Source organism: Vibrio sp., from assembly GCF_048266485.1.
Taxonomy (GTDB): Bacteria; Pseudomonadota; Gammaproteobacteria; order Enterobacterales; family Vibrionaceae; genus Vibrio.
The window spans coordinates 152,333-168,310 of record NZ_JBLWZK010000003.1 but is presented as its reverse complement, the minus strand read 5'-3'; the positions used below and the strand labels follow the sequence as shown (position 1 = coordinate 168,310).

The 15,978-nt window shown below is 41.4% G+C and carries 16 protein-coding genes; 8 read left to right on the top strand and 8 right to left on the bottom strand.

What is annotated here, in order from left to right:
- Nucleotides 1–39 precede the first annotated feature (39 nt).
- From ACN0T8_RS06680 to ACN0T8_RS06655, 6 genes are all read left to right on the top strand, one after another.
- Complete coding sequence (locus ACN0T8_RS06680) at nucleotides 40–294, top strand: type II toxin-antitoxin system Phd/YefM family antitoxin (RefSeq protein WP_417879861.1); 255 nt, start codon at nucleotides 40–42, stop codon at nucleotides 292–294.
- Complete coding sequence (locus ACN0T8_RS06675; protein ID WP_417879860.1) at nucleotides 287–556, top strand: Txe/YoeB family addiction module toxin; 270 nt, start codon at nucleotides 287–289, stop codon at nucleotides 554–556. Before ACN0T8_RS06680 ends, ACN0T8_RS06675 begins: the two co-directional genes overlap by 8 nt.
- A gap of 143 nt (nucleotides 557–699) precedes the next feature.
- Nucleotides 700–1,185, top strand: coding sequence for a hypothetical protein (locus ACN0T8_RS06670; protein WP_417879951.1), 486 nt, complete (start codon nucleotides 700–702; stop codon nucleotides 1,183–1,185).
- Between the two features lie 213 nt (nucleotides 1,186–1,398).
- Nucleotides 1,399–1,668, top strand: coding sequence for a PTS sugar transporter subunit IIB (locus ACN0T8_RS06665; protein ID WP_237293988.1), 270 nt, complete (start codon nucleotides 1,399–1,401; stop codon nucleotides 1,666–1,668).
- A gap of 11 nt (nucleotides 1,669–1,679) precedes the next feature.
- A complete protein-coding gene (locus ACN0T8_RS06660) occupies nucleotides 1,680–2,936 on the top strand; it encodes a PTS ascorbate transporter subunit IIC (protein WP_417879859.1) in 1,257 nt (418 codons plus the stop codon).
- Nucleotides 2,933–3,379 carry a PTS sugar transporter subunit IIA gene (locus ACN0T8_RS06655; protein ID WP_417879858.1) on the top strand — a complete coding sequence of 149 codons (447 nt, stop codon included), beginning with the start codon at nucleotides 2,933–2,935 and terminating at the stop codon, nucleotides 3,377–3,379. Before ACN0T8_RS06660 ends, ACN0T8_RS06655 begins: the two co-directional genes overlap by 4 nt.
- Nucleotides 3,380–3,523: 144 nt before the next feature.
- Here the strand turns inward: ACN0T8_RS06655 and ACN0T8_RS06650 are convergent, their stop codons facing one another.
- Nucleotides 3,524–4,507 (bottom strand): rhodanese-related sulfurtransferase, encoded by a 984-nt coding sequence (locus ACN0T8_RS06650; protein WP_417879857.1) that lies wholly within the window; start codon nucleotides 4,505–4,507, stop codon nucleotides 3,524–3,526.
- 266 nt (nucleotides 4,508–4,773) lie between these two features.
- On the opposite strand from ACN0T8_RS06650, the gene ACN0T8_RS06645 reads away from it, so the two are divergent.
- Nucleotides 4,774–5,202, top strand: coding sequence for a hypothetical protein (locus ACN0T8_RS06645; protein ID WP_417879856.1), 429 nt, complete (start codon nucleotides 4,774–4,776; stop codon nucleotides 5,200–5,202).
- A gap of 248 nt (nucleotides 5,203–5,450) precedes the next feature.
- On the opposite strand, the gene astE is transcribed toward ACN0T8_RS06645, so the two are convergent.
- The 7 genes from astE to slyA all read right to left on the bottom strand — a co-directional run bounded on the left by astE (nucleotide 5,451) and on the right by slyA (nucleotide 13,354).
- Nucleotides 5,451–6,452 carry a succinylglutamate desuccinylase gene (astE, locus tag ACN0T8_RS06640; RefSeq protein WP_417879855.1) on the bottom strand — a complete coding sequence of 334 codons (1,002 nt, stop codon included), beginning with the start codon at nucleotides 6,450–6,452 and terminating at the stop codon, nucleotides 5,451–5,453.
- Nucleotides 6,453–6,469: 17 nt separating this feature from the next.
- Nucleotides 6,470–7,810, bottom strand: coding sequence for an N-succinylarginine dihydrolase (astB, locus tag ACN0T8_RS06635; RefSeq protein ID WP_417879854.1), 1,341 nt, complete (start codon nucleotides 7,808–7,810; stop codon nucleotides 6,470–6,472).
- 10 nt (nucleotides 7,811–7,820) lie between these two features.
- Nucleotides 7,821–9,293 carry a succinylglutamate-semialdehyde dehydrogenase gene (gene astD / locus ACN0T8_RS06630; protein ID WP_417879853.1) on the bottom strand — a complete coding sequence of 491 codons (1,473 nt, stop codon included), beginning with the start codon at nucleotides 9,291–9,293 and terminating at the stop codon, nucleotides 7,821–7,823.
- Nucleotides 9,293–10,327: an arginine N-succinyltransferase gene (astA, locus tag ACN0T8_RS06625; RefSeq protein ID WP_417879852.1), complete on the bottom strand. Its 1,035-nt coding sequence runs from the start codon at nucleotides 10,325–10,327 to the stop codon at nucleotides 9,293–9,295. The genes astD and astA overlap by 1 nt, the downstream gene beginning before the upstream one ends.
- A gap of 434 nt (nucleotides 10,328–10,761) precedes the next feature.
- Nucleotides 10,762–11,790 carry a DUF2955 domain-containing protein gene (locus ACN0T8_RS06620; protein ID WP_417879950.1) on the bottom strand — a complete coding sequence of 343 codons (1,029 nt, stop codon included), beginning with the start codon at nucleotides 11,788–11,790 and terminating at the stop codon, nucleotides 10,762–10,764.
- 15 nt (nucleotides 11,791–11,805) lie between these two features.
- Nucleotides 11,806–12,864 (bottom strand): HlyD family secretion protein, encoded by a 1,059-nt coding sequence (locus ACN0T8_RS06615; protein WP_417879851.1) that lies wholly within the window; start codon nucleotides 12,862–12,864, stop codon nucleotides 11,806–11,808.
- A gap of 25 nt (nucleotides 12,865–12,889) precedes the next feature.
- On the bottom strand, nucleotides 12,890–13,354 hold the full coding sequence (slyA, locus tag ACN0T8_RS06610; protein WP_417879850.1) for a transcriptional regulator SlyA: 465 nt from the start codon (nucleotides 13,352–13,354) through the stop codon (nucleotides 12,890–12,892).
- Nucleotides 13,355–13,584: 230 nt separating this feature from the next.
- Between slyA and ACN0T8_RS06605 the strand changes: the two genes are divergently transcribed.
- Nucleotides 13,585–15,936, top strand: a complete 2,352-nt coding sequence (locus tag ACN0T8_RS06605; RefSeq protein ID WP_417879849.1) for a membrane-bound PQQ-dependent dehydrogenase, glucose/quinate/shikimate family — start codon at nucleotides 13,585–13,587, stop codon at nucleotides 15,934–15,936.
- Nucleotides 15,937–15,978 lie beyond the last annotated feature (42 nt).

The window sequence follows — 15,978 nt, the reverse complement described above, 5'->3', positions numbered from 1 at the left end:
GCTATACTTGTTCCATTAAATGTACATGTGGAGATTATTATGAGAATCGTATCGTTTACTGAAGCTAGAAATAGCCTCAAAACCGTTTTAGATGGTGTCGTTAATGATGCCGACACTACCGTAATTACTCGCAGAGATTCTGAAGATGCTGTGGTTATGTCTCTAGACTATTACAATAGCCTAATGGAAACCGTCCACTTACTTCGTTCCCCTAAAAACGCAGAGCATCTAAACCGCTCAATCGAGCAGTATCGTTCTGGAAAACCAACTGAACGAGAGTTAATTGATGACTAGTCAGCAGCGTTTATTATCGTGGACTGATGAAGCTTGGGGTGATTACGTATACTGGCAACACCAGGACAAAAAAACACTAAAGCGCATAAATAAACTCATTAATGATGTAAAGCGCTCTCCATTTGAGGGCATAGGTAAACCTGAACCGTTGAAAGAGAACTTATCTGGTTTTTGGTCTCGCCGCATTGATGATACAAACAGACTTGTTTATGCCGTAGACGCTCAATCTATTACGATAATTTCGTGTCGCTATCACTACTAGGTTTGGCTGTATCATAATCAAAAAGTGTGGATCGTGCTTTTCGTTTATATATCCTTAATCGTGTTTAAAATGCTTTGCAATGTAATTTGTGCGTATAATAATTATATAAATGATAGTTTTCACGTTGTATACGGTATTGAATGATGTTTGTGAAAAAAATGGAAGCACCCAAAGATATGCAGATTGGTTCTATTTTTGAAACCAAAAAGCATGGTCCTGTGGTGGTGGTTGAATATTACAATACTCATACCGTCATTATAGCCTTTGAAAATACGGGCAATATTAGATCCACAACAGCAGCAAAACTTCGCAATGGGCAAATCATCGACCGCTCTGTGCCTGCACAATCCTCTATGGTTGGTAAGCAATATGAATCACAAAAGCATGGCCTATTAACGGTAAAGCAAGTTGATTCAGGTAATATTGTGGTGCTAGAAGATAATAATGGCACTGAAATTAGACTAATACTTGCTGCGGTTCAAAAGCTGCGAGAACGAGCAGCAGAAGACAGTAACACCAATGCAGAATTAGAACTCCCTACATCACTTAGTGCCTTAACAAAAAGAAATAAAAAAACTAAAGACGTAAACTCCCTTCTTAAGAAAATGCTTACCGACTATGGTAAGTAAATCCCTCCCCGTGTTTATGATTCCCCCCAATCTATAACGTTGATCAATGTCACGTTAAGTTATTCATTTCGAAAGTCATACTAATTTAGCCTTAAATTGCGTGATCTGATTCACAAGGTCATTTTGACTTTGTGAGGGAGATCTATATTGATTCGAGACAATTTCGCTAACATCCTCCCATCAACACAATAAACCCTATAAGAGATAATAATTATGAAAAAGATTATGGTTGTATGCGGAAATGGTCTTGGTACTTCATTAATGATGGAGATGGCAGTAAAAGAAGTGGTTAATAAAATTGGCTTTTCAGCAGAAGTAGAACACGAAGATTTATCCTCAGCGACATCCACTAAAGCCGATATTTGGGTAGCAGCAACAGATATTGCAACTCAATTAAAAGAAATGGGTAAAGAGAACGTTGTAAGCCTTTCAAATATCTTTGATAAAGAATCAATTGAAGAGCAATTAAAAGCATTCATCTGAGGGGGAATATAATGGAAAACTTTTTTGAATTTATGCTGGGCTTATTAAAAGAGCCAGCAATCATGGTCGGTTTAATTGCTTTTATTGGTTTGGTTGCTCAGAAGGCTGATGTTTCAACAGTTCTTAAGGGTACAATAAAAACCGTAATGGGCTTCCTGATTTTAGGGTTTGGTGCCGGAGCATTAGTTGGCGCTTTAAATAACTTTTCAATCGTATTTACAGAAGCATTTGGTGTCAGTGGTGTCATTCCCAATAACGAAGCTATTGTTGCTATAGCACAAGAAGCTTTTGGGTATGAGATGGCATTGATCATGTTTTTCTCTTTCATCGTCAATATTCTCCTCGCTAGATTCACACCGTTAAAATATATTTTCTTAACGGGTCACCATACTATGTTTATGTCTATGCTAGTTGCGGTGATTTTATCTACCGCTGGTATCACTGGAACATTGTTGGTAGCCATAGGTTCAATTCTTGTTGGTTCACTGATGGTGATCATGCCGGCACTTGCTCAAAAATATACAGAAAAAGTAATGGGAACCGACCAACTAGCAATCGGGCACTTCTCTACTTTCTCTTACTTAATATCTGGCTTTATTGGTAGTAAATTTGGTGATACTTCTAGAACGACTGAGGACATGAATGTACCAAAGAGCTTGATGTTCTTACGTGACACTCCAGTTGCAGTAGCCGTAACAATGGCTATTTTCTTCTTGTTTGCCTCTCTTTTTGCCGGTGGGGATTTTGTTGAAACCGTATCTGGCGGTCAAAACTGGGTAGTATTTACTTTTATTCAATCACTTACTTTTGCTGGTGGTGTATACATTGTTCTGCAAGGCGTGAAGATGTTGATTGCGGAAATTGTTCCTGCATTTAAAGGGATCTCTGACAAGTTAGTTCCTGGTGCAAAACCTGCACTAGACTGCCCAATGGTATTCCCAATGGCACCTAATGCTGTATTAATTGGTTTTTTATCATCATTTGCAGCCGGCATTGTCGCTATGGGTATACAAGGCATGTTTGATTGGACAATTATTGTGGCAGGTGTGGTTCCTCACTTCTTTGTTGGTGGTGCTGCCGGAGTATATGGTAATGCAACAGGCGGTTTACGAGGTGCGATTTTAGGTTCCTTTACACAAGGATTATGTATTTCTTTCTTACCAATGCTTCTACTCCCTGTATTAGGAAACATCGGCCTAGAAGCCACTACTTTTGCAGATTTTGACTTTGGTGTTGTTGGTTTAATTCTTGGGTGGATTGTGTCATGAGCTTATTAAGTTTAATTGGCGATAATATCGTTATCTCAAATGAAGAAAATCTGAGTGTCAATGCTGCTCTTGATATCACTTGTCGCAAGCTTCTTGAGCAAGGAAGTATTGAAGCAACATACCTAGAGGCGATTAAGCAAAAGCATAAGGAAATTGGTGCTTATTATGTATTGGCCCCGAAAATTGCGATGCCACATGCTAGGCCAGAAGATGGTGTTAATAAAGCATCTCTTCAGGTAACCGTATTTAAAAATGGTGCTGATTTTGAATCCGAGGACAATGGAATGGTTTATTTTGCCGTGACACTTGCCGCAATGGATTCCGATAGCCACATACAAACGATAATGGCACTGTCAGAGCTGTTTCAAAATGATAATGACATTGACGCAATCATTTCAGCTAATACGGTAGAGGAAATTACAGAGATCTTGAAAAAATACTAATGCTAGGTTGAAAAGTCTTTCCATATATTAAGAATACTTTACTTCCCCAAAGAGCATAATTAAGCAGTAGTAGCAAAAACTCAAGCCTAGAGATGAATTTTTCACTCTAGGCTTGAGTTTATTCGGACTATTTACACTGTAAAATCAGCGCTTAGATTGACGTTGTTCTGCTTTCTTCTGAAGCTTTAATTGACGCTTTTGCTCCATCAGTTTTACCGCATCACCGCCAACATGCTCTTCACCGCGTTGCTTTGCTAATTGAACTTGTTTTTCACGCTCGCGGAAACGTTCAATTTGTTCATCAGAATGAGTACCAAAACATTTAGGGCAACTTACGCCTTGTTCAAACTTCTCACTTTGTTTATCTTCATCGGTGATCGGTAAACGACAAGCATTACAAAGCTCATATTCACTTTTTTCTAATTGATGGTTTACGGCTACTCGACCATCAAATACATAGCAATCCCCTTTCCATAAGCTGTCTTCTTCAGGGACTTCTTCCAAGTATTTCAGAATGCCGCCTTCAAGGTGATAAACCTCATCAAAGCCTTGCTCTTTTAAGTAAGCAGTCGACTTTTCACAACGAATCCCACCTGTACAAAACATCGCGACTTTCTTATGTTTTTCTGGATCGAGGTTTTCTTTTACATAATCTGGAAACTCTCGGAATGTCTCGGTATTAGGGTTAACCGCACGTTCAAAGGTGCCAAGTTCAATTTCATAGTCATTACGTGTATCCACCACAAACACTTCCGGATCTGCGATTAAATTATTCCAATCTTTCGGCTTAACGTAGGTTCCAACGACTTGTTTCGGATCGATCCCTTCAACCCCCATCGTGACGATTTCTTTCTTCAACTTCACTTTAGAGCGATTGAAAGGCATCTCTTGATGATAAGACTCTTTATAGTTAATGTCGGCTAAGCGATCATCTTGACCAAACCACGCCAGCAAAGCATCAATACCCTCACGTGAGGCCGCCACCGTGCCATTAATCCCTTCATGAGCCAATAATAACGTACCGCGAATAGCATACTTTTCCATCAACTCTAATAATGGTGATTGCAGCGATTGATGGTCCTTAAGCTCGACAAACTTATACAGAGCACAGACAACAAATTGACTCATGGAATTCCTTACATAACTAAACAGATACAATTTGGCATCATTGTACTTGAGAAAGATGGTGAAAAATACTGACAGTTTATAAGTCTATTAGGTAATTTTAACCACTTAAGTAAATTCGATGTCATGTGCTGTTATAGATTGGTTAATTTCATCAACTTAACATCGTAATAATTTATAAATAGGCTAGAGTGAATTGGTACACCACATTTAAGTAACAAATTTTTGAGATTTTTCCCTTACCATATCTCACACACTAAGGAGTGAATATGACTAAAACAAATTGGTTGAAACCATTCGCAGTAGCCGCTTTCTTTACACTTGCACTTGCACTTGCCGCTTGTGACAACAATACGGCAGAGAAAGCTGAAGAAAAAGTGGATACTGCCGTCGAGCAAACTCAGCAAATGACTGACGATGCAGGACAACAAATGGATGAAATGGCAACTGATGTACAAGAGTCAGCATCTGAAACTTCTGATCAAATGGGTGAGCAACTAGACCAAGCCAACGATGCAATGTCTGACCAAGCCGATGTAGCAGCTGATAAAGTTGATGAAATGACCAATGACATATCAGATCATGCCAATGATGTTCAAGACTCAATGGATGATATGGCAACAGATGCTGGTAACGCGATTGAAGATAAATGTGAAGACATCAAAGAAGGCATTAACGCTGAAGATACGGATTGTTAATCAGTCTCAAGTGAACGTATTCTCCCTATAAATACTAGAAAGCCACTGTATGCTGTATTTAGCATCAGTGGCTTTCTAGTATTTATACCCGTCGTACTTGAAGCTGCAGCTTTGTTGCCAGCGTTCATTCGCCCCCCTATCTTTTTTATAAAGAAAGGCATAGACAAGCGATGCTCATGGGGCCTCATTCACTTGTCACCTCACTGCAACTCCAATTACTTTGGGTATATAAATCAGAAATACGACAGCTATTGGAAAATTACCTCTTGCTCAGTTTCTACCAACATCAACCCCGCTCTTAAACCTGGTCTCACTTTAGGATTAGGAAACAGTACCCACTCTGTCGATTGTTGCACTCGGTAAATTGTATCACCATCAACGGCTAATACTTCTCCCTGTTCGAAAGCGGTAAAGTTTTTTACATCATCACTGAAGTTCATTACAAAGCTTTCAGATAACTTGGTTAGTTGCTGGGAAACTTGGTAAACCTTAATGTCGGATTGACTCGATTCTGTGCCTGTTAAGCCTTTAGAAATTAATTGCCTTAACCCTGAATCAATAGCGGTAAATTGCGATAAATCATTCTGACCAAATGGCTTCGCTTTTCCTAGCTCTAAAGTACAGCTATCTGCCCCACAATGTTCGCTTGAATAATAAGAGAATGTGGCGCTCGGCGCTTGGTTTAATACAATGGCTTCAACGCCCGAACACGACAACCAATCACACATTTTTTGACTATATTGGCTACTCTCTTTATATGGCAATAATGCAAAGCGAACATGGTGCGACTCTCGAATCGCAGTATGTAAATCAAAGTGAAGCTTGCGGCCTTTAGCCGGCTCAAAAAACTGTACGGTTAACGCTTCAAGCCGCTCCGCTCTCAAGGTTTCAGCGCACGATGGGTAGTTTTGATGATGCTCGCTAAATAATCGATTCAAATCAATATCGTTGTAACGCTCCCCATTGCGCATTGCCTCTGGATTACCCAACATCAACATCAGTTTTACATTGAGTTTTAGCCTACCATTGAGTAAATCATTCACTAACTGATCGAGCAATTCTATCGGTGCAGTTTCATTACCATGCACGCCAGCAGACAACAAAACATGCTCTCGGTCGCTCACTTCACCCTCGTTTGGCTCAATCACCATGACGCCATGATCAAGCCAGTGCCAATTAATTTCCCCTATCGTTCCATTAGTAATAAGAGGCGCTTGTTGATTTAAAGTACTTGCCAGAAAGTTATCCATAACACTTACACCTTTTATTATTGTTGAAATGGATAAATGCTGCCAAGTGCGAGAATTTGCGTCAGCTCATCTAATGCCTGACGGTTTTCATTCAACAATTGTGGATCAACCAAATCGGTTTCGAGTAGTCGGTCTCGATAAAAACGGTCTACCCAAGTATTTAGGAGACTAAACAGATCATCATTCATTAGCACTTGTGGCGTCACCGCTTGCAGTTCAGCTTCGGTTAACACTACCCTTTGTCGTAAACATGCCGGCCCACCACCGTTACGCATGCTTTCTCGTAAATCGAACACTTTCACTTCATCAATTGGCCCGTTCGAGTTAAGTAATTCCGTAAGGTAATTCCACACATTGGTGTTTTGGCGAGACTCTTCCGGCACTACCAGCATCATCTTGCCGTTGGGTTTCGTTAATAACTGACTATTAAAAAGATAGGTGCTGACAGCATCTTGTACCGACACTTGCTCTGTTGATACTTCAATGGAAATAAAATCGGTTTGTTGCAATGAGAGTTTTTGTTTAATTTCATCAAAAATCGCAATCTGATTTAAAAAAGCTTGATCATGATGAAACAACACATTGCCGTTGCTGACCGCGATAACATCATTATGAAAAACGCCTTGGTCGATAACCTCTGGGTTTTGCTGCACAAATACGGTTTGTTGTTCAGATAACCCATGTAATCTTGCGACGGCTTGACTGGCTTCTAAGGTTTGCCTTGCTGGGTAACGAGTCGGTTCAACTTGGCCACCGTAGGCTTGTCTGCCATAGACAAAGACTTCAACGCCTTTCGCACCGTATTCACTGCATAAGCGGTTATGGTTAGCAGCGCCTTCATCACCCATTACCGATTGCTGCGGCAAAGCATCGTGGTGAGCAAAGTATTGTTCGTTGTTAAACATAGCTCGAAGCGTGGCACTAGTCGTATCCGCTTCAATCGCACGGTGGAATTTATTATTGAGATTAGCGACGGTAAAATGTGCTCGACCATCCAATGTATCTGCCGATGGCGACATGGTAGCGGCATTGGCTGTCCACATCGAAGAGGCTGAACTGACCGCCGACAACAATTTCGGCGCTTGTTTAGCAACACTGGCAAGCACTTGTTCGTCGGTTCCGCTAAAGCCAAGCTGTCTTAACGTCGGAATATGTGGACGCTCTTGCGGTGGTAACACGCCTTGCTTAAAGCCCATATCACTCAAGGCTTTCATTTTCAGCAAGCCTTGTTTGGCTGCCAGCTTAGGGTTAGATACGGCATTTTGATTGCTGGTTGACGCCACATTACCAAATGACAAACCTGCATAGTGGTGAGTCAGCCCCACTAAACCATCAAAATTGACTTCATACGCTTTCATATCGACTTCCTTACTTAAACGTTAAGCCGGGAGATAATTGCTCAGGTAACGCAATGCTGTCACTTTCAAGTGATGCCATTGGCCATGCACAATAATCCGCTGCGTAATAAGCACTAGGACGATGATTTCCCGATGCTCCCGTACCACCAAATGGCGCAGCACTTGAAGCGCCAGTTAACGGCTTGTTCCAGTTGACAATACCAGCACGCGATTCAATTAATAGTTGCTCATAATGATCTCGATTTGGCGAAATCAATCCCATCGATAAACCGTAGCGTGTGTTATTGGCAATGTGCAGCGCTTGGTCGAAATCTTGATAGCGAATGATGGTCAGCAACGGGCCGAAGTGTTCTTCATCGGCAATGCCCTCGACACCGGTAATTTCCATGATCCCCGGAGTCAAAAAGGCCGCTTGATCATCGACTTGCGTCATTTCTAATAACGAAGTAGCACCTTTCTTTAGTAGATCTTGTTGAGCCGCGAGTAATTGTTTTGTTGCATGTAGAGAAATCACACTACCCATAAATGGCGCAGGTTCAGCATTCCACTCACCAACGCCAATATCTTTACTCACTTCAACTAAGCGCTTAATAAAAGCATCCCCTTGCGCGCCTTCTTTCACTAGCAAGCGACGTGCACAGGTACAACGTTGACCTGCTGAAATAAAGGCCGATTGAATCGTTAAATGTACGGCTGCATCTATATCTTCAATGTCTTCAACAATCAGCGCATTATTACCGCCCATTTCGAGTGCCAAGACTTTCTCTGGCTGACCGGCCAATTGACGGTGTAAGTGATAACCGGTATTCGCACTACCTGTAAACAATAATCCATCAGTGCCACTATGTGAGGCTAAGGCTTCACCAGTGGTTCTACCGCCTTGTACTAAGTTAATAACGCCATCAGGCAAGCCCGCTTTTACCCACAGTTTTAGGGTTTCTTCGGCTGTCCAAGGCGTCAATTCACTAGGCTTAAATACAATCGTGTTACCAGCTAACAACGCAGGAACAATGTGTCCATTCGGCAAATGCCCTGGGAAGTTATAAGGACCAAATACCGCTAGCACACCATGTGGACGATGACGTAGTACCGCTTGTCCATCTGGTATATCCGTCGATTTTTCACCGGTTCTTTCATGGTAAGCTTTCAGTGAAATAGCCACTTTGCCGACCATCGCACCAACTTCTGTTAAGGTTTCCCAATACGGCTTACCGGTTTCTTGTGAGATCACTTCAGCCAAATGCTGTTTGTTTTCAGCTAGTAATTGAGAAAAGGTTTCTAATAACTCAATACGTTTCTCAAGTGGCGTTCTCGCCCAACGAGGAAAAGCAGTTCGCGCGGCATTAATCGCCTTATCTACATCCTCGGCTGTCGCTTCTTGACCTTGCCAAATCACCGCATTATTTGCAGGATTGGTTTTATCAAATGATTGACCCGTTGCATTGCACCACTGGCCATTAATGAATAGATTTGGATGAGACATTACGAATTCTCCTTTGGAAATAAAGTGACAGCGCGGATCACATCGCCCGCTTTTACGCCTAATGCTTCGGCAGTATGGAAAGAAATACAAATAGATCGGTTTTCAAATGACACTTGGCCTATTACGGCTCGGTAATTTAAGAAATCTTGATTGGCAAGTAAGTAAACAGGGCTATCTAGCGATACCGTTGGAGATTGAATAGAAACAGACCACAGCTCACTGTCTCTGACCGCACGAATATCTTCAATTCTCGCCTCTAAGGTTGGGCCTGCATCGAAGATATCGACACAATCTTCATATTTCATCCCTTCACTATTTAATATAGCGGCTGCCGGTTCAGTTTGAGGGTGGACTTTGCCAATGACCTCTTTCGCTTCTTGAGTTAAGAACTCAACGTACATTGGGTGTTTCGGCATAAGTTCGGCAATAAAAGCTTTCTTACCCATGCCAGATAGATGATCAGCCTCAGCAAAATCCATACTGAAAAAATGTCGACCTAAGCTTTCCCAAAATGGTGAGCGGCCTTGCTCATCAGAATAACCACGCATTTCAGCGATTAATTTGTCAGAAAATCGGTCTTGGAAGTTCGCCATAAATAGAAAGCGAGCTTTAGATAATAGGTAGCCATTTTGACTGTGACGGTAGTCAGGATCTAAGAAAAGTGTACACAGTTCACTATAACCGGTGTGATCATTACTGAGGAAAAGCGTTGGCATGCTGCGATAAACACCCAACTTTTTGGAGGCATGTACTGTCGTGCCTACACGATAGTTATACCAAGGTTCATCTAGGCCAATGGCCACTTCAATGCCACTCACCCCCACGACCTTGTTCAATTCGGTATCTTCTAAAACAAACAGGTAGCCTTGTTCTTCAAGCTGAGCATGTTGATGCCAAGTATTAAGCATCCGTTCAATTCGTTGCGCAACTCGTTCTTCATTTTGTGGAAGTGACGTAAAACCGACTCCCGTTTTACTGGCAAGCTCTACAATTGCGGCTCGGTCTTCCAATCTGACCGGTCGAATTATCATCATATTAATATCCTTTTACTGCCCAAATTCCATTTTAAAATACAATGGTTCTATTTGTTGTAATTCCTACTTTTAATATCTCTATGCCAAAGCGATTAATTAGTCACAAATGTCGCATAAAGAATCAAATTGCAAAATATACTATCTACAAAATCCTTATTTGCAGAATTTTAAACATATTTATAACATCTTTTATAAACAGAAAAACCAGAAAAACATGATCGCAAACACAGATCAAAACTTTATATTTTTAAGTATTAAAGAAAGAAGGAATGACTACCAAAAGGAAAAGTAGATATTAATTTACAATAAATGAATAAGATTTCGTTTTATGAGATTTAAAGGCAAGATCAATAGAATAGCTTGCCTTTTATTGGGCATCAATCAGCAAAAAAACGAACAGAGAAAGCCTAACAAGCAAAGCAAGTAATACGATGTTATGCACCAAAGCGTGTCGCTTCGAAACGATTTAAAAACTTATGCAAGAAAAAGCACACCATTAACGTGATCACAATCGCCACACCAATACTACTCATTCTATATAAAGCGCTGAATATCAAATCACCATTAGGGCGTAAATACTGACCAAATAAGATCCCTAATGTGGTCATGGCGCCAAAACCAGCACCAGAACCACTCGCTTCTTTGACATGAGCCTGGCTGAAAATCATTAGGCCAATCCAAAGAAGTGGTACCACGAAGATCAACATGTTTGACCAATCATATAAAATCACTTGTACAACAATGCCAAAAGTCACACCAAGAATGGTACCTATAGCACGCTTGCGCGCATAACCTAACATTCCATCCCAATTCATAGGGAACAGTAGTAATAAGCTGGTCGCTTGAGCCGACATTGAATCTTGTAAATCAAGTACTTGAAAAACAATAAAAGACAAGGTAGCCATGATAGATCCTAATAAAGCTTCATGACGCATTCGATTGGCACTTTTTTCAACTACAGGCCTTGCGGATCGAGGTTCGATATCAGGCCATAAGTACATCATTAAATAAGCAATCATTAATGAGGTACAAGATGAAACAATATTATCTGAAATCAGCACCTCGATATTGGTACTCGGAAAACTAGCAAAGTGCAACATGATACTTAGGTTAATGACCCCAGTAGCACCAAATAAAAATAAGCTACCTTTGCTCATCGCCATAAAGCGGTAGAGAAACATCAAAAAAGCCATAAGTGCCATCATGACAGGATGATCTCCAAGCATGCCCGCGATCAATCCAACTTCAACCGCTGAAACACAAGCAGAAGCCAAAACCTGACGCACAACATGCATATTGACCTGTGGTATCAAACCTAATAATAAGATCGGTGTAACGGTATAAAATACACCGTTTTGCCAACCGAATATTTTACAGATCAAAAAACCTAATGTTGCTCCTGTGGCGATACGTAAACATTGCCTAACATCATTGGCGTTCAATGGGTGATGGCGAAGTAACAACATACTCAACCGCCCTTAATAAACGTAGTGCAATAAACTAATGAATTTAATTTGCGCCTTAGCTAATAAAGCAAAGACAGTATTATCAGGGATCAATTGAGCCGTGGAACGAGCCCCTGCAGCAGCAGGAAAGTCCAATGTATTTACTAATTTCAAATGTAGACGTAAGCGCTGCGCATCTCGTACCCAGCGATCTGAAGACGTTGGAGTGGCTAACTGCCCATTCGCATCAAACTGACCAGAACTTACTCCTGCATCAATACTTTCTACTATGGCATCAAATAACTGCCCTGGACGACCATCAAAAGCCACAATCGCATGATCGCCTTGATGTGTATAGGCAATATTCTTTTCACGGAAATCGGCAATGACATCCACTTTCTGTGATACCAAAGCTAATGCTGGGCTACCAGCACTTTTAAAACTGCCTTCCTGTAGATGTAAATTAGTGACTAAACCATCTTTCTCCGCGGTTACTCGAGTATAAGAAAGATTTAATTCCGCTTGCTTTAAGTGATTTTGAGCCTGACGAATACTTAAATTATCTTCACCACCAAGTCCGCGACTGACTTTGATTTTTTCAAGCTCAGCTCTTGCAGCAAGTAAATTAGCTCGTGCCGAACGAGCATTACTCACTGCCTGATCTCGTTCTTGTTGTGACACACTATGATTCTTCAATAAATTGACCATACGGTTCGCTTCTCGGTTTCTCTGCTCACTGATACTTTCTGCGGCATGAATATTCGCTTTCGCAGCCTCAAGTGCCGCATCTAATTCTTGGTTGTTTTGTCTCGCTTGCTCGAGTGATAAACGCGCTTCATCAACTGCCAGTTGAAAAGGCGAAGCATCGATTTCAAATAACACATCACCTTTTTTTACTGTCTGATTATTATGAACATTGACATGCTCAATACGTCCACTGACTTGCGGGGCAACTTTGACAATCGCTCTCGTCGCCATAGACTCAGTAGTCACTGGCATTTTCAAATCAGCAACTAAGAAATAAATGAAGATAAAGGCAAAGCCAAACATGGCGATACGTACAAGGCGTGCAAATTGTTGATCTGGGGACATAACTCTCTCTAATTTGTTAAATATTTTACTCTCGAGCTTTTAGTTGCTCTAACGCATTATGGCTAATATGTTCAATCACAAATTCAAATTCTTGCAATTGCTTCTCTGACACCCCTGATAATATTTTTTTACGAACATCGTAAATTCTGGTCTCCATCTGCTTCAAGATCGTCTCTCCTTCCTTGGTCAAGCAGACTAAACGGGCTCGCTTATCATTTGGGCATGTCTTACGAACAACCAGTTGCTGCTGCTCTAATTGATTAAGCGTTCGCATCAATGAGGCCAATTCTATTTCTAACCCTTCAGCTAAGCACTTTTGACTAATGCAATCACCGAGTTGACGCAACTTCCATAAAGCGCTCCACCTAGGATAAGTCAGTCCTAAAGGGCTTAATTCAGTATCAGCAACCATGCGCCATAACCGAGTTAAACGACCTAATCGCTCTGCAAGAGGTAAATTGTGAATATGTTGCGTATCAGAAGAATTCATAGCACCCATACCAAGTAAGATAAAATCAATTTAGTTAGCATGCTAACTATTAGAAAATTGATATTATAAATAGTTAGCAAGCAAAGTAAATAGGCAGCACAAAAAAACACACAAATCACTAACAATTATTTAAATTATAATGGCTTGATTTATTGACATATCTCACACCTTGTTACACTTTGTATTAAGTTGTTTTGATATTGTGAACTTTATTTGTACAGGGAGTTTCTATGAAATATTTCTCATTGCTACTTATATTGATTGGTCTATGCCTTGCGATTGGTGGTGTATGGCTAGTGTCATTAGGTGGTAGTTTCTATTATTTATTCGCAGGGTTCGCGTTACTTGTCTCTGGCGTATGTGTTTGGCAGCAAAAGCGCACAGCCTCACATTACACTTATGCAATTTTTCTAATATTAACGACCTTATGGGCACTATTAGAATCGGGAATAGATTGGTGGCCACTAGCAACCCGTATGGGTTTACCATTGTTACTGGCAATTCCATTATTAGTCACATTTAAAAAAGCAAACCGCCCTTCCACTCTTTCTCTTTTAGTTATTTGGTCTGTCAGTTGTGTGATTACCCTAGGCTCAATTTTTAATACCACGCACGATATTGAAGGCAATTTATCTACTGAGATTATAAATGCCAATCCAGACATGGGTGGGATCAACAATGATGCATGGACAAGCTATGGCCGAAGTAATTATGGCCAGCGTTACTCTCCCTTAAAGCAAATCACTCCCGAAAATGTTGATCAACTTGAACCTGCATGGCAGATCCAAACTGGAGATGTAAAGGGGCCAAATGACATCGGTGAAACAACTTATCAAGCCACACCCCTTAAAGTCGGCAATACTCTTTACCTCTGCACACCACATAACTGGCTTGTTGCATTAGATGCAGATACAGGTAAGAAACAATGGATTTTTGATGCTAAAGTACCAGCTGAAAGTCAACGTCAGCATCAAACGTGTCGCGGTGTGTCTTATCTACCAGCGGAAAAAGCATCGGAAAGCATAACAGTGACCGCAAAAGAACCGAATATGAGTACTCAGGATCGACCAAGTACTCAATGTGATGCCCAGCTATTCTTACCCACGTCAGATGCACGATTGATTGCCATTGACCCTAAAACTGGCGCTCGTTGTAGTAACTTTGCGAAAGATGGCGTACTGGATCTCATGGCAAACATGCCATATAAACAAGATGGCTATTACTACTCGACCTCCCCTCCTATAGTGACTAACGGTGTGGTTGTGGTTGCAGGCGCAGTTAATGATAACTATGACATCAACTCACCATCTGGTGTGATCCGTGCATATGATGATAAAACCGGTAAGCTAATTTGGAATTGGGATTCCGCCAACCCGGATGACACAGCACCAATTGGTGAAGGTGAAACGTATTCAGTCAGCTCTCCAAATAGTTGGTCTGTTGCCAGTGCCGATGAAAAGCTTGGCTTAATTTATTTCCCAATGGGGAACCGTACTCCGGATCAACTCGGCATGTATCGTAATGAGAGTGAAGAAAAATACTCAAGCTCTGTGGTTGCGCTGGATGCCAAAACTGGACAAGCCAAATGGGTACAACAATTTGTTCACCATGACTTATGGGATATGGATACCCCTGCCCAACCAAGCCTAATCGACCTCAACACTAAAGATGGTGTACAACCTGGTTTAGTGGTTCCAACCAAGCAAGGTGATGTGTATGTATTAAACCGAGCCACTGGTGAACCGATTCAACCAATCACTGAGAAACCTGCGCCACAAGGTGCAATGGAAGGTGATTTCACATCAAAGACTCAACCAGTTTCAGCGCTTAGTTTTAATCCATCCGAATTGACCGAATCAAACATGTGGGGTGCTACCTTAATCGACCAGATGATTTGTCGAATCCAATTCAAATCATTGCGTTATGAGGGTCGTTACACGCCACCATCAGAACAAGGTACCATTGTTTACCCGGGTAACTTTGGGGTATTCAACTGGGGCGGTATAGCCGTCGATCCTCAGCGTCAAGTAATGTTTGGTATGCCACTTAACCTCGCTTTCATTTCTACCGTGGTAAATAAAAAAGCGTCTGAGTTCTCAGAAGACGGCAGTAATACAGGTGAACATGGCGTTAATGCTAACCATGGCGCGCCGTATGCCGTAGAATTAAAACCATTCTTATCACCACTAGGTGTGCCTTGTCAGCAGCCACCTTGGGGCTATGTTGCCGGTGCAAATTTGGTAACAGGCAAAACGGCATGGCAGCACAAAAATGGAACCATCTATGATATGACCCCGCTACCGCTTCCAATCAAAATGGGCGTACCGGGAATTGGCGGACCAATCATTACTGGTGGTGGCGTCGCGTTCTTAGGCGCATCGGTTGATAATTACCTTCGTGCCTATGATCTCACATCTGGAGAAGAACTATGGAAAGGTCGACTGCCGGCAGGTGGACAAGCAACACCAATGACTTATCTAAATAGTAAAGGTGAGCAAATGGTAGTGATTGTTGCGGGTGGACACGGCTCAATAGGAACAAAATCAGGGGATTATGTGGTTGCTTATAAATTAGCAAATTAAGTTTAAGTGTAACTTCTAGTTAACTAACGATTAAGCAGCCTT